We start from the raw sequence: 25,977 nt of genomic DNA on the forward strand, positions 1-25,977 counted from the left end.
AGGATTTGAACCCCCGGCCCCATGGTCCCAAACCACGTGCGCTACCGGACTGCGCCACACCCCGAAATGTCATCTCTGACTGACGACTATTATATTATAGCATACATAAAATATATTGCAAGCCCTTTTTGAAGTTTTTTTAAACTTATTTTAATTTACTTGCAAAATCCCTTGAAAATGCTAAAAAAATATTAAGATCATTTTAAATTTAAGTAAGTCTTAGAAAAAAATCACTTTTTTTAGCACAATGATTATTCTACTACAAAAAACGAAAATTGCCAAGTCCCAAATATTTATATATAATTGTTTAGTACGAAAGAAAGTTGGTGTTTAAAATAAAAAAATTAGGTATTATTGGAGGGATGGGTCCTTTAGCCACTGTACGCTTTTTTGAACGAATTGTTAAAAATACTAAAGCCAGTAAGGATCAGGATCATATAGATATGGTAATTTTAAATCACGCTTCCCTTCCAGATAGGACTCGGATCATCTCCGAAGGAAAATTCGATGTTTTTTTAAATGAAATAAAAGCAGATTTTGATATTATGAATAATATCGAGGTTGATAATATTGTCATACCTTGTAATACTAGTCATTTTTTTATTGATGAATTTAAAAAGATGACAGATATCAATATAATAAACATGGTAGAAGAGACGGTTTCTTTTATTGCTTCATCTACAAATTTTAATAAAATTGCAGTCTTAGGAACTTTAGGTACTTTAAATTCTAGAGTCTATGATAGATATATCGAAAAGTACAAGCTAACAAATTATAAATTAAAAGACGACGAAAAAACTTTGACTATGGATACGATTTATAATGTAAAGGAAAAATCTATCCTTCAATCTAAAGATTTTGAAGATATGATTGTAAAGTTAAATCAGAACAAGATAATCCCAATACTTGCATGTACGGAACTCAGTTGTTTAGAGTTTAGTAATCCTAATTTGCAATTTATAGATGCAATGGATATTTTAACATCTAGGGCGATTGAAGAGTCTCTAGAAAAATAATTTCACTTTATTGAATAATTACATTTTTTAAATTAAAAACTGTTGGAGTCCTACTTTACTAAAGCCCCTCCAACAGTCTTTTTTATTGTTTTATTTTCCTATATAATTCAATGTTAATTCAGCAGCTCGTCTGCCAGCTATAAATTCAAATTTATCATAATCTTCATCGCCAGAACTATCGGCAAGATCTGAAATAGATCTAATTACGAGAAATTTAACATCGTTTAGATAACATACATGGGCAATGGCAGCACCTTCCATTTCCACACATAATGCATTAAAATCTGTTTTTAAACGGTTTTTTGTCTCGTTGTCAACAACGAATTTATCTCCTGTTATTATCAAACCCTCGTAATAATTTCCATCTTTAATCAAGGATTCAAATTTCTTCAGTAAATCAGAATCCGCTTTAAAAGATCTTACATAGGGAGAATATTTTTCCAAGAGTCTAAGTTCATAGTCATGGTAGGTCAGTTCCTTTCCAATCACAAGATCAAGATGTTTCAATCTATCATCTAAAGCTCCAGCAATGCCTGAGTTTATAATAAGATAGGGATTATATCTATCTATTAATGCCTGAGTAAGCATTGAACTGTTTACCTTCCCAACACCACAGTCTGAAAATACAATTTTTTTCCCATTATAGAGACCTTCATAGACCTTTCTTTTACAAATGTATTCCGTCGAGAAGATCTCAATTTTGTCCTTGAAAAACTCAATTTCTGATTCCATAGCACAAATTATTACAACTGTGTTCCCCCCAGGAGGTTTTAAAAGCATACTACAATTCCTCCCCTATTGGCATAGACCGATGCCAACAAACCAGTTTCTACAATTTGAATACTCTTAAATTTATATTTTTGTTCTATAGCTTTTTTAAGCTTTAATGCAGTTTCCAAAGCCTCACAATGGGATATTACAAGATTTCTATCATCTAATTTCTTTTCCATCCCAATTGCTTCCACCAATTTATTCAAAGCATTGAGCTGACCTCTTGTTTTAGCAAATACTTGAATCTCGCCGTCTACCCCTTGCATAACAGGCTTAAAGGATAGAAATTTAGCAATAGTTCCTGTAATCTTAGACATCCTCCCATTTTTAATTAGATTATCAAAGTCATCTAGAATGAAGTAGGACTTCATATTGGAAATAAAATCTTCAACCTCAGTAACTATCTCTTCAAAATTAAAATTTTGATCCATAAGCTCTTGAATCTTCATAGCAATAGCCGTCTCTCCTGAAGAAGCGGATTTTGAATCAAAAACGTGGATTTTTGCATCCACTTCTTCTAGAAACATATTTTTTGCTAATACTGCATTATTATAGGTCCCACTTAATTTTTGAGAGATGGTTATAACTAAAATCTCCTTAAAATCTTTAAATTTTTCCATAAAAAGATTAGGAGATGGAGCGGCGGATCTCACAGGATTAGAACTTTTTCTCATCTTCTTCATAAAACTTTTCTTATCTACATCAGGTGTATCCATAATGGACTCTCCATCTATGTCTATATTAAAAGGCACTATTTCTATATTTAATCTCTTCTTAATTTCTTCGCTCAAATCGCAACCAGAGTCGGCTACTATAAGTCTTTTCTGCATATTTACCTCCTAAGAGAATTTGGACTCAATCAAAGATGCAAGCTTCTTTGCTTCCTCTTCAAGCACTTTTAAGTCCTTCCCTTCTATCATTACCCTAATCAAAGGTTCTGTTCCCGATGGCCTGATTAACACTCTTCCCTGTCCATTAAAGATTCCTTCAACCCTACGGATCTCATTTTGAACTTGGTCATCTAATTCATATAACTTTTTATTCTCATTTCGAACCTTTGCATTTACTAGTACTTGAGGATAAGTAGTCATAATATTATTTAGTTCTGACATCTCCTTTTTGGTTTTTACCAAAACCTCCATTAGCATCAAAGAAGATAAAACGCCATCACCAGTTGTGGCAAAATCTTTGAAAATAATATGCCCAGATTGTTCTCCACCTAGAGAATAACCTTCCTTAGTCATCATCTCCAATACATATCTATCTCCTACGGAAGCTTTAAGTAGTTGGATGTCATTGGATTTACAAAATTCATCTAATCCCATATTGGTCATAACAGTTCCAACAACGCCATTATTTTCCAACTTCCCTAAATCCTTAAGATAGGAGGACAAAATCGCTAAAAAGTGATCTCCATCTAATAGATTCCCTTTTTCATCTACAGTAATTAGCCTGTCCCCATCACCATCATAGGCAAAGCCTATATTGCAATTATTACTTACTACGGTCTCCTGTAATTTACTAGGATGGGTTGAACCACAGTTATCATTTATATTAATACCATTAGGATCTGTATTTATGGCTATTACTTCTGCTCCCAATTCTTCAAAAACTTCAGGAGCTATTTTATAAGTAGCACCATTACCACAATCTAAAGCTATTTTATAGCCTTTAAAATCTGTAGACACCAAATCTTTTAAATGTGACTTATAGTCTTGTAATGCTTTTTCTTCAAAGAAAACCCTACCCATCTTATCTCCAAAAGGTCTTTCTCCAATGGACTTATAATTATCAATTAGATCCTCAATGTCATCTTCCACATCATCTGGGAGTTTGAACCCATCCTTACCAAAATATTTAATTCCATTATATTCAAAACTATTATGGGAAGCAGATATGACAATTCCAGCTTCAGCTTTATATTTTAAAGTTAAATGCGCAACTGCAGGAGTTGGAATCACCCCTAATAATTTTACATCATATCCCATTGAATTGTATCCAGCTACTAGAGCACTTTCCAACATATCCCCAGAAATCCTAGTATCCTTACCTATAACTATCAATTTGTTATGATCTTCTTTTAATCTATAGGCTGAAGCCCTTGCCAATTTAAAAGCCAGTTCAGGGGTAAGTTCAGTATTTGCTACCCCTCTAATTCCATCAGTTCCAAAATATCTACCCATTTTTCCTCCATTATTCATCTACAATTTTTACAGTTATTGTAGAAGGATTGACCATAGTTCTAGTCACTCCTTCTTTTTTTAGATCTACAATAATGGGAACATTATGTTCTCCATTATCTAAGTCCTTTAAATCTATCTTTAATGCGATATCATCGAGCTTAATAAGGTCTATTGCCTTTTCTTCTCCAAAGACCCTTATGGACACTTCTGGAAGATTTGCAGGCAATACCAAGGCTTTACCTTCTTTTTTATTAATCAAGTCTATATTGTCAGTTTTAAGGGTAAAAACCTTGCTCGGCTGCCCTTCTCCAACATCCGCCGAATAAGTAATATCTATGGTTTTATCTTCACCTGATAAGGGACTTATATTTTGTGGAAAATGAAGTTTTATCTTCTTTGTTGTATTATTAATAAAATCTTCTAAATCTATTACCTCTGTTTCCACACTTTCTGTCTTATCAAGGATATCCTTAGCCCCAATTATAGTTATCTTGCTCTTAGCTAGTTTCAAATCCGCTTCGTTGAAGTCAAAGGGTTTATTCTTAGCAGAAATCTTGATTGGAACTTGTTTGGTGGAAGATATGAAAACATTGACGGTCACATCCGTACTATCCACATCCAAATTTTCGATTTCACCATCATTTGCATCTAAAATTTCAATTTTTTTTGAAATAGTTGTATCTTTTGTCATAACAGAGATATCTACAGGAACCAAAACTTTAGAAATTTTGTCAATCAATTCCTTTTGACCTGTTATCTTTACCTCTTCAGGAACAACTTCAATATCAGTAACAGTAATATTGTCTGAAGGAAGCTCTCCCAAACGTTTAACATCAACTTTTTTAACTAGGGTCATAATCTCATCTAGCTTCAAAGACAATTTATTATCTGACTTTTCCACTATGGAGGTTCCTTGAGGTATTGCAAAGTTCAAACTGACTTCACCATTGTCATTTATCTCATTTAGATCCGCATAAACATCTATATCAGTTCTCTTAATTCTAGAAATTACATTTCTTTTTCCCTCTAATTTTAAATTTACAATTGGTTCGAGGGGGTCCACTATCGTCAAATTTTTTCTCTTTAGAGTTTCTTCGTTTTTAAAATTAACAGGAATGGACTTAAACTCTTTCTTTATGGTTGGATTGGTCTCTGATACCACATAATACCAAAGAGCTATTGCGAAGACCAGAGAGATCAATTTAAATGGCCAATTATTCTTTATCCTTTCCACTATTATCCTCCTCTTCTTCCTTCCAATCTACATTGTAAAACTTAAACAAAATCTCCTTTAAAGTTTCAATGTCCACATATCTTTTTAATTCGCCCTTTTCAGCAACAGAAATAGTTCCTGTTTCTTCAGAGACTATTATGGACAAACTGTCAGACCTTTCTGACATTCCTAAGGCAGCTCTGTGTCTTGTTCCCAATTCTTTTGAAACAGTCTGACTATCGGACATGGGTAAGAAGCATGACGCTGCTACAATTTTATCCTTACGAAGAATAACTGCTCCATCATGTAAAGGTGTGTTTGGAATAAAGATATTTATCAAGAGTTCACTGGAAATATCAGAGTTTAACCTGGTACCAGTCTCAATAACTTCGTTTAAACCAGTCTTGTTTTCAAATACCAATAAAGCCCCTATCTTTTGCCTAGACAGTGAGCCCATGGCGCTGGAGACCTCTTCAACTATGTCTTTGGCGGTTTCATATTGAATATCTATAAAAGATTTCCTAAATAGATTACTGGTTCCAATATACTCTAACATCCTTCTCAATTCTGGTTGGAAGACTACAATAAATAGGATAAACCCAGCGGTCATAGCCTTTTCCAAAATCCATGAAACAGTATATAAATTCAACAATCTACTTACAATAGAGAATGTAAAAATAGCAAGAACACCCTTCATAAGTTGTTCTGCCCTTGTCTGTTTAATCAAAGTAAAAATCTTATAGATTGCCAGAGCTACAATTATTACATCGATAATATCTCTTACCCTAATATAGGATAAAGCATCTATTAATCCGTTAAACTCTTCCCCCATTATGCCACCTTTGTCCCCGTCTAGTTTTTAAGAACTTTATCAACCACACCATTTACAGTCTTGCCATCGGTTTTAGCACCAAATTTACCCAGGATATGTTTTATTATTATACCCTTATTTTTAGGCTCCTTGGAAAGCCCTTCAGACTCTATAAAACTTATTATTTCTTTATCAATTTCTTCAGGCTCAGCTTGCTTTGGCAAATAACTTTCCACTATTCTAATCCTATCTTCGGTCTCTGAAATTATGTCTTCTCTATCCTCTGGAGTCTGATCTAATGTGTCCTTAAGTTGTTTTAATTCCTTTTGAACAAACTTTATAGCCTGTTCATCTGTCAATTCCTTTTTTGATTCCTTTTCTTCTAAAGCTATAGAAGACATAAGTAATGTTACAACATTAACCTTTAATTTATCTTTATCCTTTAAAGCTTTCATTTTATCTTTTCTTAATCTTTCTAAAAAACTCATAATTCCTCCTAAAAAATCAATTTAATATAATAACCAGTACTAAATAAAAATATCACCCAATAGCAACAAATCGCACCAAGAAAAAGTCCAATAACAACATCCGTAAACCAGTGTACTCCCAGTACAAGCCTAGAAACACCTATGAGAACAGCTAGAAAACCCATGACAAAAACAATTAGGGAATTGCCCCCTGTCATATCAGAAAGCACAAATCCTAAGGTTAAATAGTAGCTCATACCCACAGTGGCATGGCCACTAGGAAAGGAATATCCTAGATCATAAAACTCCTTAGCAGTTTCAGGCCTATGGATTCTAAATAAAATTTTTAAACCCTGACTTGCAAAGACAGCCATAAAAATTGAAAGTATTATAGCCGATGCAGTAACATACATTTGTTCTGCAATAAGATAAAAGAGTATGGGAAGAGTAATTACCCAAATAGTATCAACATTAGCTAGATTGGTTACCGTCTCCATCCCCTTTTTAAAGCTACTTGAAGTTTTATTGAATAAAAAATCCCTTATTCTTACATCCATATTAAATCCATTGCTTCTTCTTCTAATGATTCCTATTGTCATAATTGACAATAAAAGTAAAATAGTAATGGTCTCAGGCAAATTTTTTCTCATTCGTACTTCCTTTTTTTAAATATAAATACCCATTTATAAGAGCAACACAATATCCTATCAATAACCCAGTAAAAACATCCGTCGGCCAGTGAACACCAAGGGCTAACCTGCTTAAACCAATTAAAATTGGAAATATTATTAGAAAAGTCTTAAAAAACTTATTTTTAACCTTTGTATTTCTATATATTGTCCAATAGGTGGCCGATGACACTAATGCATGGCCACTGGGAAAGCTATAACCATCTTGGTCGATAATAAAGTATTTTATAGGCCTTGTCCTCTGTACTATATTCTTTAAAGCTATTACCAAAATAGTAGATAACAATATTGAAACCAAAATATAGCCAAAACCCCTTTTAGAATTGTGAAAAATCATCCAAAGCCCAACTGGTATAAATATATAAAAATATGTGTTGGTGTTCCCAAAAATTGTAACAAACTTATAGAAATTAATCGGCTTATTATATGTCACAAAAAGATTTAAAACCCTATTATCTAAAGTTTTAAGTGGCGAAAACCCTAATTTTAAACTAATTCCTAAAAATAAAACCCAAATAATAGTAAGGCATATAATTATTTTATCTCGCTTTAACATTAGATTCCCTTGCCATACTGACAATTAGGATAGTGACAAGTTTCGCAATTTAGACAATACCCACCATATCCCAAACTTGCAATTATCTCTTTTGTAACCTCTGTATCTGAAAAAATATAAGGTAAGATAACATCAAAAACAGTGGTTTTCATATACATCACACAGCCAGGAAGACCTAAGATCGGAATGTTATTTAAATAAGATACTAAAAACATTGACCCAGGAAGCATTGGACTTCCATAGGATATAATCTTGGCGCCAGACTCTTTTATAGCCCCAGGGGTCATATCATCCGGGTCCACTGACATACCACCTGTACAAATTATAAAATCACATCCAAAATCTATGGCTTCTAAAATTCCTGACTTTATCTGATCCAAATCGTCATCACAAATTTTATGAAAAACTACATCACTATTGTATTGTTCGATTTTTTTTATTACAACCGGGGTGAATTGATCTTTAATTCTTTTATGAAATACTTCAGAACCTGTTGTTATTACACCAACCTTTTTCTCGATAAAGGGTTTTAAACTTAAAATAGGTCTATTATTCCATAATTCCTTAGCTTTTTGCATCCTATCTCTATCGATCAATAGAGGTATTACTCTAGCTCCAGCTAAAGTATCGTCTTTATTTACTGGAAGATTTCCCATTCTAGTTGAAATTGCAACCTCATCAATCATATTCAGATTAAACAATCTATCTTTGTCTACCTGAAAAAAACCATCTATAGCTGCTTTAACACCAATCTTCCCCTCGGAAACATCTGTTAAATACATATTGTCTCCAAGGCAAATATCACCAAGAATTTTCGCAGCCTCAACCTCATGGATTTTGTTTTCATCTTTTTCAATTACATATATATGTTCTTTTCCCATATCCAAGAGTTTAGGAATATCTTCTTCTTTTATTATATGTCCCTTTTTAAAAGCAGGGCCTTTAAATTCCCCTTTGACTATTTTGGTCATATCATGGGGCAAGATATGACCAATAGCATCTTCTACTCTAATCTTTTTCATACATTACCTCGTTTTCTTCTAAGTATATTTTATCATAAAGTAAGGATAATGATTAATCCATAAACATGGCTGAAATTAATAAAATTTTAATTTGTCCACTCAGAAAATCTTAAAATCTTAATATGTAAATGCTCCTTTAAAAAGTAAGAGTTCTTTATTTTACTTAAAATTATAAAAGGAAGTCTATTTCTAGACTCCCTCATTAAACTAGTATGATATTACTTATTAATATTTGCAGTATGAATAGACGCTCCTAGCATTGCATGGGAAGCTTCCATAAATGTTTCTGCTAATGTTGGGTGAGCGAAAATTGTTCTATTTAAATCTTCAACTGATAGATCATTTGCCATAGCTATTGCTCCAAAGTGTACCATATCATTAGCATGAGGTCCAAATATATGAACTCCCAAAATCTTCTTATGGTCCTTTGTAGCCAATATTTTAACAAAACCATCAGTTTCACCCATAGATACTGCCTTACCATTTCCTGAGAATAGGAATTTAGACTTATCGTATTCTATTCCTTCTTCTTTTAATTGTTCCTCAGTTTTACCAACTTGAGCTATTTCTGGTAATGTAAATGTCGCAGCAGGAACCACTTCTTCATTTATATGTGGTTCGTTACCCATTAATGTTTCAACAAGGTTTAGACCTTGATTTGAAGCAACGTGGGCTAATTGGTTGTTGCCAGCAACACAGTCTCCAATAGCGTATATGTTTTCAACAGAAGTCTTACAGTTTTCAGTAGTAACTATTCCACCTCTATCGGTTTTTACGCCGATTTCTTCAAGGTTAAGACCTTCAGTGTAAGGAATTCTTCCTATGGCCATAAGAACCAATTCTCCTTCAACTTCAAGTTCTTTACCCTTCTTGTTAGCGGCAAAAACCTTTAAGCCATTGTCTGTCTTTTCAATCTTTTCTGCTCTATAACCCTTATGAATTTTCATTCCTTTTTGTTTAAATAAGGATTGAATTCTCTTGGTTATTTCTCCATCACTTGCAGCAAGAACATCAGAACCTAGTACAGTTACTTCTGTACCAAAGGAGTTGTAGATAGAAGCAAATTCCATTCCAATAACTCCAGTTCCGATAACTACTAAGCTTTTTGGTAAGTAATCTAAATCAAGTAATTCTGTAGAAGTCAATACTCCTTCTAATTTAGCACCTTCAAAACCAGGAACTAAAGCTATAGAACCAGAAGCAACTATAAAACTGTCTCCTGTAACTTCTACTTCTCCATCTTCTTTTTTAACAACAACTGTTTTTTCATCTTTGAAAGAAGCAGTACCTTGGATATATTCCAAGTTTGGATAAGAATCCACAAGGAAGTTAACTCCTTGATTCATTCTATCTGCAACATAGTCTTTTCTTTCTCTAACAGCCTTCATATCAATACTTGGATTTTCCAATTTGATACCAAAAGTTGAAGATTCTTTTACTTGATCATAAAATTCTGCTATTTTCCAAAGTGTCTTTGTTGGTATACAACCAATATTTAAGCAGGTACCACCTGCTCTTCCTTTTTCTATTAAAACAACGTCAGCACCTAGCTGAGCAGCCCTAATAGCTGCTTCATATCCGCCAGGTCCTGCGCCTATAACTACTATCTTAGGCATGTAAATCCCCTTCATATTTTAAGATTAAATCTTTTGCCGCCTTAGTCTCATCAGGTCTTCTCACAGGTGTATTGTGAGGAGCTTCCTTAAGAATTTGCGGATCTTGTTTTGCTTCTTCAGCTATTTCTAATAAAGCTTCTGTAAAACCATCTAAAGTTTGCTTTGATTCTGTTTCTGTTGGTTCAACCATAATTGCTTCAGGAACAATTAGTGGGAAGTAAACAGTAGGTGCATGGAATCCCTTATCTAGAATTCTCTTAGCAACATCTAAAGTTGTAATAGTGTGAGAATCATCTTTAATACCAGCTAATACGAATTCATGTTTGTAAATTCTATCAAGTGGTAAATTGTAAGCTCCCTTTAATCTTTGTGCAAGGTAGTTCGCATTTAGAACTGCCATAGCACTTGCATGTTTAAGTCCATCGGAACCTAAAGTTAGAATATAGGTATAAGTTCTAACCAACATTCCAAAATGGCCATAGAAGCCCTTCATTTGTCCATAAGATTTTTCCAAATCATAGTTAAGGTAGAATGAAACATCTTCTTTCTTATCTACAACTGGAGTTGGTAAAAATTCCTTCAAGAAATCTTTAACACCAACAGGTCCTGCTCCAGGTCCTCCACCACCATGAGGTGTAGAGAATGTCTTATGAACATTGTAATGGAATATATCAAATCCCATTCTTCCCGGTTGACTGTATCCCATAACGGCGTTCATATTAGCGCCATCGTAGTATACTAATCCACCAGCTTCATGGATAATGTCTGTTATTGCTTTGATGTTTTCATCGTAGATACCAAGAGTATTAGGATTTGTAAGCATCAATCCTGCTGTATCGTCACCTACAATGGATTTTAATAGATCGATGTCTACCATTCCATTTGGTTTGGATTTAATCTCTATGGTTTGATATCCAGCCATCGCTGCAGTAGCAGGGTTTGTACCATGGGCAGAGTCAGGAATGATTATCTTGTTTCTATTATAATCTCCCCTACTTTCATGATATGCCTTAATTAGCATAACACCAGTAATCTCTCCATGAGCACCAGCAGCAGGTTGTAAAGTCATATAGTCCATTCCCGCTACTTCAATTAATGATTGAGCAACATTATACATAAGTTCTAGGGCACCTTGAACAGTGTCTAGTGGTTGATATGGATGAATGTTTGCAAAACCATCCATTGCTGCTACATCTTCATTTATCTTAGGGTTGTACTTCATAGTACAAGAGCCTAAAGGATAGAATCCTGTGTCGATACCGTAATTTTTCATGGATAATTGAGTGTAATGTCTTATGGCATCAACTTCACTGATTTCTGGGAAGTCCAATTCCTTGTCAGTTAGGTATTCTTCTGGAATATATGAAGATAGATTTTCTGTATCAAATTCAGATTCAGGAAGCATATAACCGGTTTTACCTTCTGAAGATAAGTCAAATATCAATTTGTCATAATCAACAACCATTATAATACCTCCTTCATAACTTCTACGAATTTGTCCATTTCTTCCTTAGTTCTCTTTTCTGTAACTGCAATGATTAAACCATTGCCAAGTTCAGGATTGATATTGGAAAGTTTAATTCCACCAAGAATGTCATTTTCTTCTAACTTAGATAGTACTTCATCTTCATCAGCGTCAAATCCAATGGTAAATTCTTGGAAGAATGGCTTATCAGTAAAAGTTTTAACTTTATCTAATTTTTTAAGTTCTTCAAAAAGATAGTGAGATTTCGCAATACATTGAGAAGAAACTTCTTTCATACCCTTCTTTCCTAGAAGAGACATATATACTGTTGCTGCAAGAACATTTAGCCCTTGGTTAGAACAGATATTAGAAGTAGCTCTTTCTCTCTTAATATGTTGCTCTCTTGCAGATAGAGTCAACACCCAAGATCTCTTTCCGTCTAAATCTTCAGTTTGACCAACAATTCTGCCTGGAATCTTTCTGATAAAATCTTTTGTAAATGCTAAAAGTCCTAGGTAAGGACCACCAAAACTTAGAGGAATACCTAGTCCTTGTCCCTCTCCGACTACTACGTCAACACCCATTTCACCAGGTTTTTTCATAGTTGTCAAAGAATGAGGAGTAGTGGATTGAACGATATATCTCTTCTTTTCTTGGTGTGCTAATTCAACAAACGCAGGCATGTCTTCAATATATCCATAGAAGTTAGGACTTTGAATTATTACAGAACCTACAGTTTTGTCAACTAGTTCTTTAGCTTTTTCTAAATCGGTTACCATGTCTTTACTTGGAATAATAACAACTTCATAGTTTCTTGCATGCGCATAGGTCTTTAAAACTTTTATCGCTTGCGGATCCACAGTTTCTGAAATTGCAATCTTATTCTTCTTAGACATATTAGCAGTCATAATTGCAGCTTCCGCTACACCTGTTTGTGAGTCATATAATGATGCATTAGAATATTCCATACCAGTTAATCTAGTCATTAATGTTTGGAATTCAAAAATATATTGAAGAGTTCCTTGACTGATTTCTGGTTGATATGGAGTATATGCAGTATAAAACTCAGATCTTCCAGTAATATGACGAATTACTTTAGGAATATAGTGATCATAAGCTCCTCCTCCAAGGAAGCAAGCCATATCGTTTACAGTCTTATTCTTTGATGCAAGTTTGCATAGATAAGAGTAAACCTCTCCCTCGGATTTAGCCTTTGGTAATTGTAACTCACCTTTTAGTCTCATGTCACTAGGGATATCAGAGAATAGATCCTCTAGTGATTCAGCCCCAATGACATCCAACATTTCCCTAACATCTTCTTCAGTGTTAGGAATATATGGATATTTGGACATAAATTATGCCTCCTTAACGAATTCTTCGTATTCTGCGTCGCTCATAAGGTTATCTAATTCAGATTTGTCAGACATTTCAATTTTGCAGATCCATGCTTCGTATGGTGCCTTATTTAATAATGCAGGATCATCATCTAATTCTTCATTAACTTCAACAACTGTTCCACTTACTGGAGACATAACTTCAGCAGCAGCCTTAACTGATTCTACAGAAGCTATTTCTTCTTCAACTTCAACTTCGTCGTCTTCATCTGGTAGGTCAACATATACGATGTCACCTAAGTTGTTTTGTGCATAGTCACAAACACCTATTTCAGCAATATCTCCATCAACCTTTACCCATTCATGATCCTTAGTGTATAAATATCCTTTTTCTACTTTCATTATTAAATCCTCCTATTTATTTTAATTTTTTTAAAAACTTAATTAACTATTTCTTTAAAAATCTTCTACTTACAACTTTTGCCTTATTGTTCTTATTTCTAACAACAACATCAACTTCGTTGCCCATTTCTGCTTCTTCGATGTCTATCAAAGCATTTGCCAATCTTTTATTAAGTGTTGGAGAAAGATATCCGGTAGTGATAAATCCAATTTTCTTACCGTCTTTTTCCACCTCATACCCTTGTCTTGGAGGTCTCTTATCCAAGATTTCTAGACCAACCAATTTTCTTTTTGGCCCTTCTTCTTTAACTTTTTCCATTGCAGCTTTTCCAATAAAGTCGTCTTTATCGAACTTAACTGCAAACTTCAAACCTACTTCCAATGGTGAAATGTCATCTGCCATTTCATTGCCATATAGAGGCATAGAAGCTTCAAATCTTAAAGTGTCCCTACATCCTAGTCCGCATGGTTGAAGATCAAACTCCTTACCAGCTTCAAGGATTGCGTCCCAAACAGCTACAATTCCTTCTCTAGTAGTGTAAACTTCAAAACCGTCTTCTCCAGTATATCCAGTTCTGGATATAAGAAGTTTATGACCTTTGAACTCAATATCATCAGCAAAATGATAATATTCGATAGAATCCAAGTCATAGTCTACGACCTTTTGTAACACCTTTTGAGAATTTGGACCTTGAATTGCTATCTCTCCAACTTCGTCAGAGATATTTGTCAATTCAACATCAAAATCTTTGGCAATTGGGCTTAAATGATCCCAATCCTTTTGAGTATTAGCAGCATTTGGTACAAGTAAGAAATGTTCATCATTATACTTATAAACCAATAGGTCATCAATAATTCCACCTTGTTCATTTCCAATTAAGGTGTAAGTTATTTGAAAGTCATCAGCTTTAGAAAAATCGTTAGTGAACACATAGTTTAAAAACTTAAGTGCGTCTTTTCCCTTTACTTCGAACTCTCCCATATGGGAAACATCGAAAATACCAACGTTTTCTCTTACTGCCTTGTGTTCTTCCTTAAGACCTACATAGTCTACTGGTAACATCCAGCCAGCATAATCAACAACATTGCCACCAAGCTCAACATGTTTGTCATAAAGTGGTGTCTTTTTTGCGCTCATTATATTCCTCCTTAAGAATAGCATTTTTACCAAATTACAGAAACTACCCTCGTATTGATTATAGGTTAAAATCAAAATTTTTACAACTTAAAGGGATAAATTATCTCCCATTATTTTAAGTATTTAAATTAGTAAAGAGTTAAGTTTCCATGATGTATACTTTATACCCAATCATTTCCGCTTAACTCTCGTATTAAATATAATTTCGACAATAAAGTTGTCCTCTTCAATTTTAACTTGAAAATCCCCATTTAACAGTTCGATTGATGCCTTTGCAATGTATAAACCAAGGCCGGATCCCTCAATGTCCCCTGGCTTATCCACCCTGGTAAATCTATTTAAAAGATTTGACGCTTCTAAATCGTGTGTGATAGAGGACTTATTACTAACACGAATTACAAGTTCAGACTTTCCTTTTATTATGTCAACATTGACCGTTGTCTGTTCCTGTGCATATTTTACGATATTTGAAAAAACATTTTCAAAAACCCTATTTAACCTATTCGCATCTAGCCTAATAAATATATTGTCACTAAAGCTATTGTATTGTAACTCTAGACCTCTGTCGACAAAGTCCTTGTCAAATTGCCCATAGGTTTGTAGCATTAGCTCATTTAATTCAACAATCTGCATATCTAAGTCAATTGCACCAGATCCTGCTTTAGATGCCTCTATAAGATTGATGATCATGGATTTTAGCCTTGTAGCATTATAACTTAGAGTTTCTAAATACCTCGAACGTTGCTCAGGAGTTTTAGCCCTCTTAACCAAGTCCACATAGTTTATTATCGATGTCAAAGGCGTTTTTATATCATGACTTACTCCAGTAATTAGCTCAGTTTTTAACTTTTCACTCTTATACTCTGCATCTATGGATTTTTTCATTGTACTATAGAGATTGTCTATTAAAAAAATGGAGTTTTTAAAAGTTGGGTCATTAATATATATCTTTTCGTATTCCCCATTATATAAGGCTTCAATCTTTCTATTGAGAAGCACCTTGCCAAGATAGTTCTTTAAAATGGAAATACTGATTCTATAGACCAACACTCCCATAAATATAATCCCAATAGGGTCGTCATTTTCTTGCAAAATATATAAAAACAAAGCTGCAAGTAATCCAACCAAAATAAGAGCTTCAAAATAAACCTTGAAGTATTTGAGTTTAAATCCATAGATTAAATCCACCAATAAAAAAGCATGAATCCCATATCTTTTAATGGTTTGGACAATTTTATAAATACATAGAAAGGCAGCATATAAAATAAATCCATAAATAAATGCCCCATAATAAAATCCTGTGATGGCCATAAAAAATCTAAGGATCAGATATTGACTACCTATGTGGATGGCTACAGGTAAAAACTGCTCTTCTATATAACCATCGATATTCAAGAACAGCTGAATATAATAATTTATTATCCTCTTGAAAAAATTTTCTCTTTTAGTCATATTTTCCTATTCTATCTTATAACCCATTCCGTACACAGATTTTAGATGATCCGGTTTTTTTGAGTCGATCTCAATCTTATCCCTAAGTCTAGAAATATGTACAGAAACCACCTTTTTTACATCGTAGGGTGGCGAATCCCATACTATTTCATATATCTCTTCAGAATTGAAAACTCTACCTTTATTGGAAATGAGTAAATAGAGTATTCCATACTCATAGGGAGTAATAGAGATTTGTTCTCCATCGATAAGAACTTGTTTTTTAGTATTATTTAAACGAATTCTTCCAGCAGTGTAAATCTCTTGATCCATAGAATTGCTGAAATTTTTTTGAAGTTCAACCCTTCTAAGTGCAGACTTTACTCTAGCTAATAGTTCCACTGAATCAAAGGGTTTAGTAATGTAGTCATCGGCACCACTTTCCAAACCCCCAACCTTATCCTCCAATTCACCTTTAGCTGATAAAATCAAAATAGGAACCGTCGAAATCTCCCTAACCCTTCTAGTTAGCTCTATCCCATCCATTATGGGCATCATCACATCTACTAAAATAAGGTCATAAAAATTATCTTCTTTAATCAAATCTAAAGCCTCTTTGCCGTTATAGGCTTTATAGACATTGTATCCACTTTCTTCTAGATAAAACTCAATGGCTTCAACAATGTTTTTTTCATCATCACAAACCAAAATATTATACATCTTTATCACCTTAATCTATTATATCAAGCTTTTAGATAAATAAACTTGTTAATTATTACAAAAAATCAACAATTTTTATTAAAGACCTTCTGCAATCTCATGAATTTTTTTTAGCCTATGGTTAACTCCAGACTTGCCAACGGGAGGGTCTAACCTTTCTCCTAGCTGCTTTAAGGAATCTTCAGGATATTCAAGCCTTGCTACGGCAATTTCCCTTAAACTCTCGTTTAAATAGTCTAGCCCCTTTATATTCATAATCTTTTCAATATCCTCAACATGTCTAATAGAGGCCTCAATGGTTTTATCCATATTGGCGGATTCAAAGTTCATTACTCTATTGACATTGTTTTTTATCTCCTTAAAAACCCTGATGTCTTCAAATTTAAACATACTTTGAAAGGCACCGATTAGAGAAAGAAAGTCCGCTATTGATTCTCCCTCTTTTAAATAGATAAAAAAGTCGTCTTTTCTACTGGCTATTTTTGCTTCAATATTAAAATTTTTTAAAAGTTTATACAAATCCTTTGCATATTCTTCATCACCGGCTATCAATTCAAGATGGTATCCTTTTTCAGGATTTGTAACAGATCCTGCTCCTAGGAAACTACCTAAAATATATGATTTTTTGAGGTTGTCTTTTCTCAAAATTTCCTTTGGAATTCTAGTAACAGAAATAGCAAATGGGTCACTGCTAAGCTTTATATCGGATAAAAGTCTATGGGCATAGGGCTCATCCACATAGACTTTATATAAATTATTTTTTCTAAAGGTGTTGCCCCTAACAACTTCAATTACGCATTCATAGTTGTAAATCTTTTTAATATTTATAAATATCCGCCTTGCAATAGCATTTGTTTCCGTTGAGAATTGTACTCTGATATTTGACAAATTCGAAAGAAGCGAGCCATTTACTCTATAAAGTCCCGCAAGTTCTGCAATGGCTTCTTCTTTAGAATCTATCAACTGTCTAGATATCTCGTTCTTAACATCTGTTGAAAATGACAAGACTATCCCTTTCTTTCGTCCTTATAAAATTCTTTTACCTTGCGGATCATATTCTTCTCCGCATTATGTCTAACTAATTTAATAGCTTTATCAAAGGGCATAAAAACCGCTTCTGCAAATCCTTCCTCCCTTTGAGGAATCAATTTTTGAGTCTCTGTAGTCATATAATAGTAATGAACTGTCTTTTGAACTTTTTCTCCAGTAATATGACGATACCAATATTTGACAAATCCAATATATCTTATTATCTCGCCATCTACACCGGATTCTTCCTTGACTTCTCTAAGAGCAGCCTGTTCCTTTGTTTCCCCTTTCTCTAAACGACCTTTTGGAAGGACCCAATCTCCACGGAATTTTCTTAAAACGACAACTTTACCATTACGGACAATTACTCCGCCGCCACTTATCTCTTCCATGCAATCCTCCTTAAATTTAATAAACTATTATTTATTATACCACGTTCAAGGTTTTAATATAATTGTTAACCCCTTGTCCTTATTAAGTATTCTAATAAATATTTCAAAGGGTTTTGTTATTAAACCTAGCTATGATAAAATTTAATAAGGTGATAACTAGATGGATCGTAATTATTGGCCTACAAGAGGCTGGAAATATAAAGATTATAAGTTCGAAAAAAATTTGTTGGATAAAATGAATTCATCCCTGGAGGATGAATATAATAATATAACAGGCATTATGATGATTAAAGACGGATACTGTGTTTTTGAAGAGTATTATAACGGTGTAACCGCAAAAGATAAGAAACCTTTGGCATCTGTTAGTAAGTCCATCCTTTCTGCCCTATTTGGAATAGCTTTAGAACAGGGTTATATTAAATCCATAGATGAACCTGTGCTAAATTTCTTTCCAGATTTTAAAACAGATGACATATGTAAGAAAAACATAACTTTAAGACAGATATTAAACATGACTGCTCCCTTTGATTTTCCTGCTTGGAAGGAGCCACTGGGAGATTTTGTTCAATCAGAAAACTGGTTAGAATATGCTCTAAATCTGTTATCTGAAAAAAACGATAAAAAAAGGTTTAAGTATTCTACAATTGGAACTCATCTTCTAGCCATCGTCTTGGCAAAAGCTACGGGAATACCATTGAGAAGATATGCCAATAAATACCTTTTTTCTCAAATTGGAATGGATTTAATTCCATATTATCCCATGACAGCCTTTGGTTTTGACAATCTCTTTGGAAGGTATGTTAAGGGTTGGATTTATGATCCTCAAGGCTATTCCATAGGAGGTTTTGGAATAAATATGTCCTTGAGGGATATGGCAAAGTTCGGCTTTTTATATCTCAATGAGGGAACTTGGGATGGTAAGGAAGTAATTTCAAAACAGTGGGTTAAGGATTCCTTCACTAGAACTAAATACAATTACGGTTACCTTTGGTGGATCTATAATCACAGAGGAATTGACGGTTATTGTGCTTTGGGAATAGGAGGCCAATGTATCTGTGTCATTCCAAAACTGGATTTAGTGGTTGCCATAAGCTCTAGTTTTATACACGATTCAAGAAATAGATGGATCTTTATAAAAAATCATATACTACCAATGTTTGTAGATTAAAATAGCACCCAATTATGTATTGAGTGCTATTTTCTACTTAGTTTCCTATATATTCACTTTGAAAATCTTCTAATAAAAATCTGCCTATCTCCTTATAGTCATGGCGAACTTTACCCTTAAGATTTTTATAACAATTTAGTTCAACTATTTCATATTCCTTTAACTTAGTCATATCTTCATCATTTAAGTACACTGGTACACTATCATATTTTCTTAAAACATCCTCGGGAATCTCTTCTTTGTTAACAATGATCTTGTCAATGATTTTAAATCCTAAATGACGATTTATAGAACTCACATGATCAAAGACAGAATAACCACTGGTCTCACCATTTTGAGTCATGATATTACAAATATAATAGATTTTCGCCTTAGTGGCTTTTAATGCTCGAGCAATGTCCTCTATTAACAAGTTTGGCATAATCGAGGTATATAAACTCCCAGGACCAATCAATACTATATCTGTATTAAGAATCTCATCCACAGCTTCCTGTACCGGTTTTGAGCCATCAGGTTTTAAATAAACCCTACGTATGGATACAGGATAATCCTTTGTCAACTCCCCTATATTTGACTCCCCTTTTATAATGGATCCATCTTCCATCTCCGCATAGAGGGTTACATCATCCAGAGTCATAGGAAGTACCTTTCCTGTAATCGCCAAGACATTTCCAGTTTCCTTTATAGCTTTGTCAAAATCTCCATAGATATCCACCATGGCAGCTATAAATAGATTTCCAAAGGATTGACCCTTTAATATGCCTTCTTGAAACCTATAGTCCATCAATCTTTTCATGGCTGGCTCAACATTTGCTAAAGCCAACAGACAAGCTCTAATGTCACCAGGGGGAAGTATTCCTAAGTCTTTCCTTAAAACTCCAGAACCTCCTCCATCGTCTGCTACGGTGACAATTGTCGTAATATCATTTGTTATTTTCTTTAAACCCTTTAAAATGGTAGAATTTCCAGTTCCTCCACCAATTGTGACTATTTTCATTTCAATTACCAAAATCTAGAATCCCTATGGGATACATAGACCGTCTCTCCTTCTTCTTCAAATCGTCTTCCAAGTTCATTTGCAATGGCTACAGAACGATGTCTACCCCCTGTACAGCCAATGCCAATAACCAAGTTTGACTTACCCTCTTTTTTATAAAATGGCAATAGGAATTCAACCAAATCCTTTACTTTTTCTAGGAAGATTTCCGTTTGCTTAAATTCGAACACAAAATCTCTAACATCTAAATCCTCCCCTGTCTTCTCTTTTAATTCATCTTCATAAAAAGGGTTAGGTAAAAATCTAACATCAAAGATCAAATCTCCATCTAGTAAAGTTCCATTTTTAAATCCAAAGGACATAATCGTAATATGGATATTTTCATTTTGAAAACTACTGTCTCCATATAAAGAGATAATCCTACTCTTTAGCTCACCTAAAGTTAAAACGGAAGTGTCGATTATATGGGTTGCATTGTCCTTGAGTTTTTGAAGTAAATCTCTCTCTTCATTTATCTCCATTAAGATATTGCCGGTGTTGCCTAAAGGGTGTGGCCTTCTTAACTCCTTAAATCTTCTCACTAAAATCTCGTTTTTGGAGTCTAAAAATAAAATGCTAATATTTTCTCCAGCCTCTTTTAAATAGAGTATTTCCTCATATAACTCATTAAAAACCGCACCACTTCTAATATCAACTACTATTGCAGTCTTTGTTATATTGGATTTATTGTTACCTAAAAGTTTTACAAAATCCTTTATCAATGCAGGTGGTAAATTGTCCATAGCATAGTAACCCATGTCTTCCAACACATTTAATGCAGAAGTTTTACCAGCTCCAGACATTCCCGTAACAACCACTATCTCCATTATCTTTCTCTCCTTTTGAAGTTCAAAACCCTTGAAGAATCAATTTTAGCTTCTTCTAGTCTCCTTAAAGCAAATTCAAGATTGCCAACATACTGAGGTCTATGGGCGTCAGAACCCAAGGTAAGCATTACACTGGAGCCCTTTATTTTTTTTAGCTGTTCCACCGTTAAATTCCTATGGGAACTATTAATCTCCAATGCGGTATTGGTTCTCTCGCAGGCACTGGCAAGCATTTCTATATCCACAGGTACCTTATCTCCAGGATGAGTAATAGTAAAGATATTCTCTTTTTCAATTATCTTTATAATAGCTTGCGTATTTTTTTTAGTAATGTAGTCTAAAACCTTTTTTGATATTTTTATATTATTAATTACATGATAATGGAAGAAGCTGTAAAAATCCTTAAATAGTACACCATTGTGAAAACCCAAGTTTATTATATCGAAATAATCCTTATATTCCTCTGTAATATCAAAAGTTCCATCATAACCTATTACATTTGCCTCCACTCCTAGAAATATATCTATGATTCCAGCAAACTCTTCCTTTAACTTATCAACTTCTTTTCTTGCCTTCAAAATGGAATTTTTCCTTATTCCAAATAGATAATGTCCTGGACCGTGGTCTGTTATATAAATCTCTTTAAGTCCTAATTCTACAGCTTTTTCTACATTTTCTCTAATGGTTCCCTTACCATGATTGTTCCTACTATATATGGTGTGAGTATGATAATCTGCAACAATCCTACTCTTCAAATTCTCCAATGATTCTTACCTCCGGTTCTAATCTAACACCGAACTTTTCAAAAACCCTATCTCTAACATGATCTATTACATGTAGTATTTGACTACAGTCAGCCTCTCCAGCATTAATAACAAATCCACAGTGTTTTTCACTAACCTGTGCATCCTTATATCTATATCCCCTAAGTCCACAATCATCTATTAACTTACCTGCATAATAACCTTCAGGCCTTTTAAATGTAGATCCTGCAGATGGGTACTCTAAAGGCTGTTTAGAAGTTCTCTTATAAGTCAATTCATCCTGATACTCTTTTATTTTATTATAATCGCCTTTACTTAATTTTATCGTAGCACCCAAAACGATTAGACCTTCATCCTGAACCCTAGAATTTCTATATCGAAGATCCATTTTTTCGGCAGGGATCTCTATGACATTCAAGTCCCTATCAATCACCCTAACGGACTCGAGAACATCTTTCATTTCACCACCATAGGCACCTGCATTCATAGTTACAGCTCCACCTAAATCTCCTGGAATTCCAGAGGCAAATTCAAACCCTGTCAAGCTATGCTCAAGGGCAAAATTTGCAATCTCTTCCAATGTGGCTCCCGCTTGTGAAATTATCTTGTCATCCTTTAAAGTTATATTTGAAAAGTTGGTATGTAACTTAATAATGACTTTATTTATCCCAAAATCAGAAACCAATAAATTACTACCATTTCCTATTATCATATAATCTAAATTTTTATCTTTAATTCTATTTAAAAGATTTAAAATTTGTTCTTCAGTAGAAGGTTTAACCAAAACATCACACGGTCCTCCTATTTTAAAGGTGGTATGCTTCTTCATTGGCTCGTCAAATAAAACCTCTCCAATATCTAAATCTTTAAATATATTTTTATAATCCATTGTCATATTGCTCCTCTACTTAAAGTATTTAATTGCCATTTCAACTAAGGACAGAGAACCAAATATAACTATAGTTTCCTCCTTAAATTCAGCCAAGGCAAAATCTATTGCCCCCTTAACAGTCTTCATATCATAAACTTTATTGGAATACTTCTTCGCCTCAGCAAAAGCCTCTTTAGATGGAAGACTTCTCTCTGCTCCAGTATCGCAAGTGATGTAGCATATTGCCAATTTTGATGTTAGTTCCAATAACTTATTATAGTCTTTATCCTTATAAAAACCGACTATAAAGACAAATTTGTCCTCTGGAAAATCCCTCATTAGAGTACTGGAAAGAGACTCTACAGCTTGGGGGTTGTGACTTCCATCTACAATCACTATAGGATTTTCATTTAATAGTTGATATCTGCCAGGCAATTCAGTCTCGTTAATTCCTCGAATAGCTTTATCCATCTGGATATCATATCCTATTCTTATCAACTCTCTAATCACTTCAAAGGCTATGACAGCATTGTACCTTTGAATTTCAGACTGTAATTTTAAATCAAAATCATATCCTAGATAATTAAATCGCAAAGATTTAAAGGTAATAGATAGATCTTTTATCTTTCCAAAATCCGGTTGTATTATCTTAGTATTTTTAGAATTAGCTACTTTTTCTATAACTTCATTCACCTCTTCTTCTTGGGGATAATACACCAAAGAGCTATTTTCTTTGATTATTCCTGCCTTTTCCAGGGCAATCTTACCCAAAGTATCTCCAAGAAGGTCCATATGGTCAAATCCAATTTTTACAATAACCGAAATAAGAGGACTTTTAATTACATTTGTAGAATCTAGCCTTCCGCCTATCCCTACTTCTAATAACACAAAATCACATTTATGTTCATAGAAATACAAAAAAGCAATCACTGTTGCCATATCAAATTCCTGTAAGGAAAGCCCATATTCTCTCTCAATTTCTCTAATATGATTGTAATATTTCAATAGCAAGTCTTCATCTATATTTTTATGGTTAATTTGAAATCTATCAGTTTTGTCAAATATGGCAGGTGAAGTAAATAGACCTACCCTATAACCATTTTCTTCCAAGGCCTTAGCCACAAAGTTACAGGTAGACCCTTTCCCATTGGTACCTGCTACATGAACTATATTCAATTTGTCCTGGGGATTACCCAGCTTTTCCAATATAAATCCTATATTTTCAGGCCCGTTGTAGGCCTTTTTATCATTTGAAATATCTAATATATCATTCTTTTTCATCTCTTCACCAAATCAGATTATAACATAAATATAAGGTGCTTATAATATGGGTCTTACTCTCCTAGACAGTTATAAAAATCATATTCCCTGGTCGATTATCAATATTCATCTAAAGACCTACATAAGCTAAAGATAATTTAAAAAGGACAACCTTTCGGTTATCCTACAAGTTTTAATTTCTCAGTTTGATCATAAGTAATCAAAGAATCTATCATCTCTTCGATGTCACCATCTAAAAAGTCCTGTAGTCTATAAATAGTCATGTTTATTCTATGATCTGTAATCCTACCTTGAGGGAAATTATAAGTTCTAATCCTCTCAGACCTATCTCCCGATCCAACTTGAGACTTTCTTGCATCGGCGATATCTTTATTTTGTTCTTCAAGCATCTTGTCATAGAGTCTGGACTTTAAAATCTTCATAGCCTTATCTTTGTTCTTTAGCTGGGATTTTTCATCTTGACAGGACACAACTATTCCAGTAGGAATATGAGTAATTCTTACAGCAGAGTCAGTTGTATTAACGGATTGTCCTCCATTTCCTGAGGATCTAAACACATCTACTCTAATATCCTTTTGATCTATTTGAACATCCACATCATCCGCTTCAGGAAGCACAGCTACTGTAGCTGCAGAGGTGTGAATTCGACCTCCAGACTCAGTTTCAGGAACCCTTTGTACCCTATGTACACCAGATTCATACTTGAGTTTAGAATAGGCGCCTTCACCAGTAATCATCACAATTGCTTCCTTAATTCCTCCAACACCCTGATCAGTTATATCCATAACCTCAGACTTCCAGCCTTTGGAGTCTGCAAACATCCTATACATCCTAAGTAGTTCTCCTGCAAACAATCCAGCTTCGTCACCGCCTGCACCAGCTCTAATCTCCAAGAATACATTCTTGTGATCATTAGGATCCTTTGGAAGAAGCAATATCTTAAGTTCATCTTCAAATTTTTCAATATCCTCTTCTAGACTAGAAACTTCTTCTTTTAAAAGATCTCTCATCTCATCATCTAACTTTTCATTTAACATTTCCTTGTCTTCCTTAAGGATTGTCTGTGCATCTTTAAGTTCATTATATTTTTCAACAATCGGTTTTAAATCCGCATGTTCTCTTACCAAATTCTGCCAATTTTTCATATCTTTCATAACTTCTGGATCGGCAATTTCCATTTCCAGTTTATGAAATTTCTCTTCAACTGCAGTTAAATTTTCAAACATCTAATCCACCTCTTAAATTCTCTTAACCATTTTCTTATAAACAATATTAAAAACCCCAAAACCCAAAATCAATAAAATAGGACTTATCTTTAACAGTTCAACTGATAAGGCAATTGCTATTGCCAATGCAAATTGCCATATTTTAAACCCAGACTTTTTACCTAAACTATATACAGAAGCAGCTATTACCGCAGCAACTGCAGGTATTGCTCCTTGGAAAATCTTTTGAGCAATTTCCATCTTTCCTAGATAATTGTAAAAGTATGCTAGAATTGTGACTATGATAAAAGAGGGAAGTACAGCACCTAAAGCACAAAAAAACGCACCCTTTGCTCCCTTTATCTTAAGTCCAATATAAACACTCATATTTATGGCCAAAACCCCTGGTAGGCCCTGGGCAACCATTAGAGCTTCCATAAATTCATCGTCATTTAACCATTTATGTTTATCAACCACTTCTCTTTCAATGATAGGAATCATTGCAATTCCTCCACCGATTGTAAAAGCTCCTATCATAAAAAAAGTTTTAAACAATGTAAAATAAAACAA

The 25,977-nt window shown here is 34.0% G+C and carries 27 protein-coding genes; 2 read left to right on the plus strand and 25 right to left on the minus strand.

Going from position 1 to position 25,977, the window contains the following annotated elements; genetic code table 11:
* Positions 1–326 precede the first annotated feature (326 nt).
* Positions 327–1,016 (plus strand): amino acid racemase, encoded by a 690-nt coding sequence (locus Q1K37_RS06520; RefSeq protein ID WP_300410656.1) that lies wholly within the window; start codon positions 327–329, stop codon positions 1,014–1,016.
* Between the two features lie 90 nt (positions 1,017–1,106).
* Here the strand turns inward: Q1K37_RS06520 and Q1K37_RS06525 are convergent, their stop codons facing one another.
* From Q1K37_RS06525 to Q1K37_RS06610, 18 genes are all read right to left on the minus strand, one after another.
* The gene (locus tag Q1K37_RS06525; RefSeq protein WP_300410657.1) at positions 1,107–1,796 is read right to left on the minus strand and encodes a 5'-methylthioadenosine/adenosylhomocysteine nucleosidase; all 690 of its coding nucleotides are present in this window, start codon (positions 1,794–1,796) and stop codon (positions 1,107–1,109) included.
* Entirely contained in the window at positions 1,787–2,617 is an 831-nt protein-coding gene (locus Q1K37_RS06530) for a DegV family protein (RefSeq protein ID WP_300410659.1), read from the minus strand. Before Q1K37_RS06530 ends, Q1K37_RS06525 begins: the two co-directional genes overlap by 10 nt.
* Positions 2,618–2,626: 9 nt before the next feature.
* Positions 2,627–3,970 (minus strand): phosphoglucosamine mutase, encoded by a 1,344-nt coding sequence (gene glmM, locus Q1K37_RS06535; RefSeq protein ID WP_300410660.1) that lies wholly within the window; start codon positions 3,968–3,970, stop codon positions 2,627–2,629.
* Between the two features lie 10 nt (positions 3,971–3,980).
* Positions 3,981–5,204: a CdaR family protein gene (locus tag Q1K37_RS06540; protein WP_300410662.1), complete on the minus strand. Its 1,224-nt coding sequence runs from the start codon at positions 5,202–5,204 to the stop codon at positions 3,981–3,983.
* Entirely contained in the window at positions 5,185–6,015 is an 831-nt protein-coding gene (gene cdaA / locus Q1K37_RS06545; protein ID WP_300410664.1) for a diadenylate cyclase CdaA, read from the minus strand. The genes Q1K37_RS06540 and cdaA overlap by 20 nt, the downstream gene beginning before the upstream one ends.
* 20 nt (positions 6,016–6,035) lie before the next feature.
* Entirely contained in the window at positions 6,036–6,482 is a 447-nt protein-coding gene (locus Q1K37_RS06550; RefSeq protein ID WP_300410665.1) for a GatB/YqeY domain-containing protein, read from the minus strand.
* Between the two features lie 8 nt (positions 6,483–6,490).
* Positions 6,491–7,111 carry a phosphatase PAP2 family protein gene (locus tag Q1K37_RS06555; protein WP_300410667.1) on the minus strand — a complete coding sequence of 207 codons (621 nt, stop codon included), beginning with the start codon at positions 7,109–7,111 and terminating at the stop codon, positions 6,491–6,493.
* Complete coding sequence (locus tag Q1K37_RS06560) at positions 7,092–7,706, minus strand: phosphatase PAP2 family protein (protein WP_300410669.1); 615 nt, start codon at positions 7,704–7,706, stop codon at positions 7,092–7,094. Before Q1K37_RS06560 ends, Q1K37_RS06555 begins: the two co-directional genes overlap by 20 nt.
* On the minus strand, positions 7,706–8,728 hold the full coding sequence (locus Q1K37_RS06565) for a molybdopterin-binding protein (protein WP_300410670.1): 1,023 nt from the start codon (positions 8,726–8,728) through the stop codon (positions 7,706–7,708). The genes Q1K37_RS06560 and Q1K37_RS06565 overlap by 1 nt, the downstream gene beginning before the upstream one ends.
* A 218-nt stretch (positions 8,729–8,946) precedes the next feature.
* Entirely contained in the window at positions 8,947–10,344 is a 1,398-nt protein-coding gene (gene lpdA / locus Q1K37_RS06570) for a dihydrolipoyl dehydrogenase (RefSeq protein ID WP_300410672.1), read from the minus strand.
* Positions 10,337–11,809 (minus strand): aminomethyl-transferring glycine dehydrogenase subunit GcvPB, encoded by a 1,473-nt coding sequence (gcvPB, locus tag Q1K37_RS06575; protein WP_300410674.1) that lies wholly within the window; start codon positions 11,807–11,809, stop codon positions 10,337–10,339. Before gcvPB ends, lpdA begins: the two co-directional genes overlap by 8 nt.
* A complete protein-coding gene (gcvPA, locus tag Q1K37_RS06580) occupies positions 11,809–13,161 on the minus strand; it encodes an aminomethyl-transferring glycine dehydrogenase subunit GcvPA (RefSeq protein ID WP_300410676.1) in 1,353 nt (450 codons plus the stop codon). The genes gcvPB and gcvPA overlap by 1 nt, the downstream gene beginning before the upstream one ends.
* A gap of 3 nt (positions 13,162–13,164) precedes the next feature.
* Entirely contained in the window at positions 13,165–13,545 is a 381-nt protein-coding gene (gcvH, locus tag Q1K37_RS06585) for a glycine cleavage system protein GcvH (protein ID WP_300410678.1), read from the minus strand.
* A 46-nt stretch (positions 13,546–13,591) separates the two neighbouring features.
* Positions 13,592–14,683, minus strand: a complete 1,092-nt coding sequence (gene gcvT / locus Q1K37_RS06590; protein WP_300410679.1) for a glycine cleavage system aminomethyltransferase GcvT — start codon at positions 14,681–14,683, stop codon at positions 13,592–13,594.
* A gap of 171 nt (positions 14,684–14,854) precedes the next feature.
* On the minus strand, positions 14,855–16,135 hold the full coding sequence (locus Q1K37_RS06595) for a HAMP domain-containing sensor histidine kinase (RefSeq protein ID WP_300410680.1): 1,281 nt from the start codon (positions 16,133–16,135) through the stop codon (positions 14,855–14,857).
* 6 nt (positions 16,136–16,141) lie between these two features.
* Positions 16,142–16,834, minus strand: a complete 693-nt coding sequence (locus Q1K37_RS06600; protein ID WP_300410682.1) for a response regulator transcription factor — start codon at positions 16,832–16,834, stop codon at positions 16,142–16,144.
* A gap of 78 nt (positions 16,835–16,912) precedes the next feature.
* On the minus strand, positions 16,913–17,839 hold the full coding sequence (gene whiA / locus Q1K37_RS06605) for a DNA-binding protein WhiA (RefSeq protein WP_300410684.1): 927 nt from the start codon (positions 17,837–17,839) through the stop codon (positions 16,913–16,915).
* Positions 17,840–17,841: 2 nt separating this feature from the next.
* Complete coding sequence (locus Q1K37_RS06610) at positions 17,842–18,255, minus strand: NUDIX domain-containing protein (RefSeq protein WP_300410686.1); 414 nt, start codon at positions 18,253–18,255, stop codon at positions 17,842–17,844.
* Between the two features lie 160 nt (positions 18,256–18,415).
* Between Q1K37_RS06610 and Q1K37_RS06615 the strand changes: the two genes are divergently transcribed.
* Positions 18,416–19,423, plus strand: a complete 1,008-nt coding sequence (locus Q1K37_RS06615; RefSeq protein ID WP_300410688.1) for a serine hydrolase — start codon at positions 18,416–18,418, stop codon at positions 19,421–19,423.
* 37 nt (positions 19,424–19,460) lie between these two features.
* Here the strand turns inward: Q1K37_RS06615 and Q1K37_RS06620 are convergent, their stop codons facing one another.
* The 7 genes from Q1K37_RS06620 to Q1K37_RS06650 all read right to left on the minus strand — a co-directional run bounded on the left by Q1K37_RS06620 (position 19,461) and on the right by Q1K37_RS06650 (position 25,977).
* A complete protein-coding gene (locus Q1K37_RS06620) occupies positions 19,461–20,420 on the minus strand; it encodes a YvcK family protein (protein WP_300410690.1) in 960 nt (319 codons plus the stop codon).
* 5 nt (positions 20,421–20,425) lie between these two features.
* A complete protein-coding gene (rapZ, locus tag Q1K37_RS06625; protein ID WP_300410691.1) occupies positions 20,426–21,286 on the minus strand; it encodes an RNase adapter RapZ in 861 nt (286 codons plus the stop codon).
* Positions 21,286–22,050: a PHP domain-containing protein gene (locus Q1K37_RS06630; RefSeq protein ID WP_300410693.1), complete on the minus strand. Its 765-nt coding sequence runs from the start codon at positions 22,048–22,050 to the stop codon at positions 21,286–21,288. Before Q1K37_RS06630 ends, rapZ begins: the two co-directional genes overlap by 1 nt.
* Complete coding sequence (murB, locus tag Q1K37_RS06635; protein ID WP_300410729.1) at positions 22,031–22,939, minus strand: UDP-N-acetylmuramate dehydrogenase; 909 nt, start codon at positions 22,937–22,939, stop codon at positions 22,031–22,033. Before murB ends, Q1K37_RS06630 begins: the two co-directional genes overlap by 20 nt.
* A gap of 15 nt (positions 22,940–22,954) precedes the next feature.
* Positions 22,955–24,202: a folylpolyglutamate synthase/dihydrofolate synthase family protein gene (locus Q1K37_RS06640; RefSeq protein ID WP_300410695.1), complete on the minus strand. Its 1,248-nt coding sequence runs from the start codon at positions 24,200–24,202 to the stop codon at positions 22,955–22,957.
* Between the two features lie 158 nt (positions 24,203–24,360).
* A complete protein-coding gene (prfA, locus tag Q1K37_RS06645; RefSeq protein WP_300410696.1) occupies positions 24,361–25,428 on the minus strand; it encodes a peptide chain release factor 1 in 1,068 nt (355 codons plus the stop codon).
* 12 nt (positions 25,429–25,440) lie between these two features.
* A complete protein-coding gene (locus Q1K37_RS06650; RefSeq protein WP_300410697.1) occupies positions 25,441–25,977 on the minus strand; it encodes a chromate transporter in 537 nt (178 codons plus the stop codon).

The sequence above is a fragment of the Lagierella sp. genome, from assembly GCF_029983815.1.
Taxonomy (GTDB): Bacteria; Bacillota; Clostridia; order Tissierellales; family Peptoniphilaceae; genus Mediannikoviicoccus.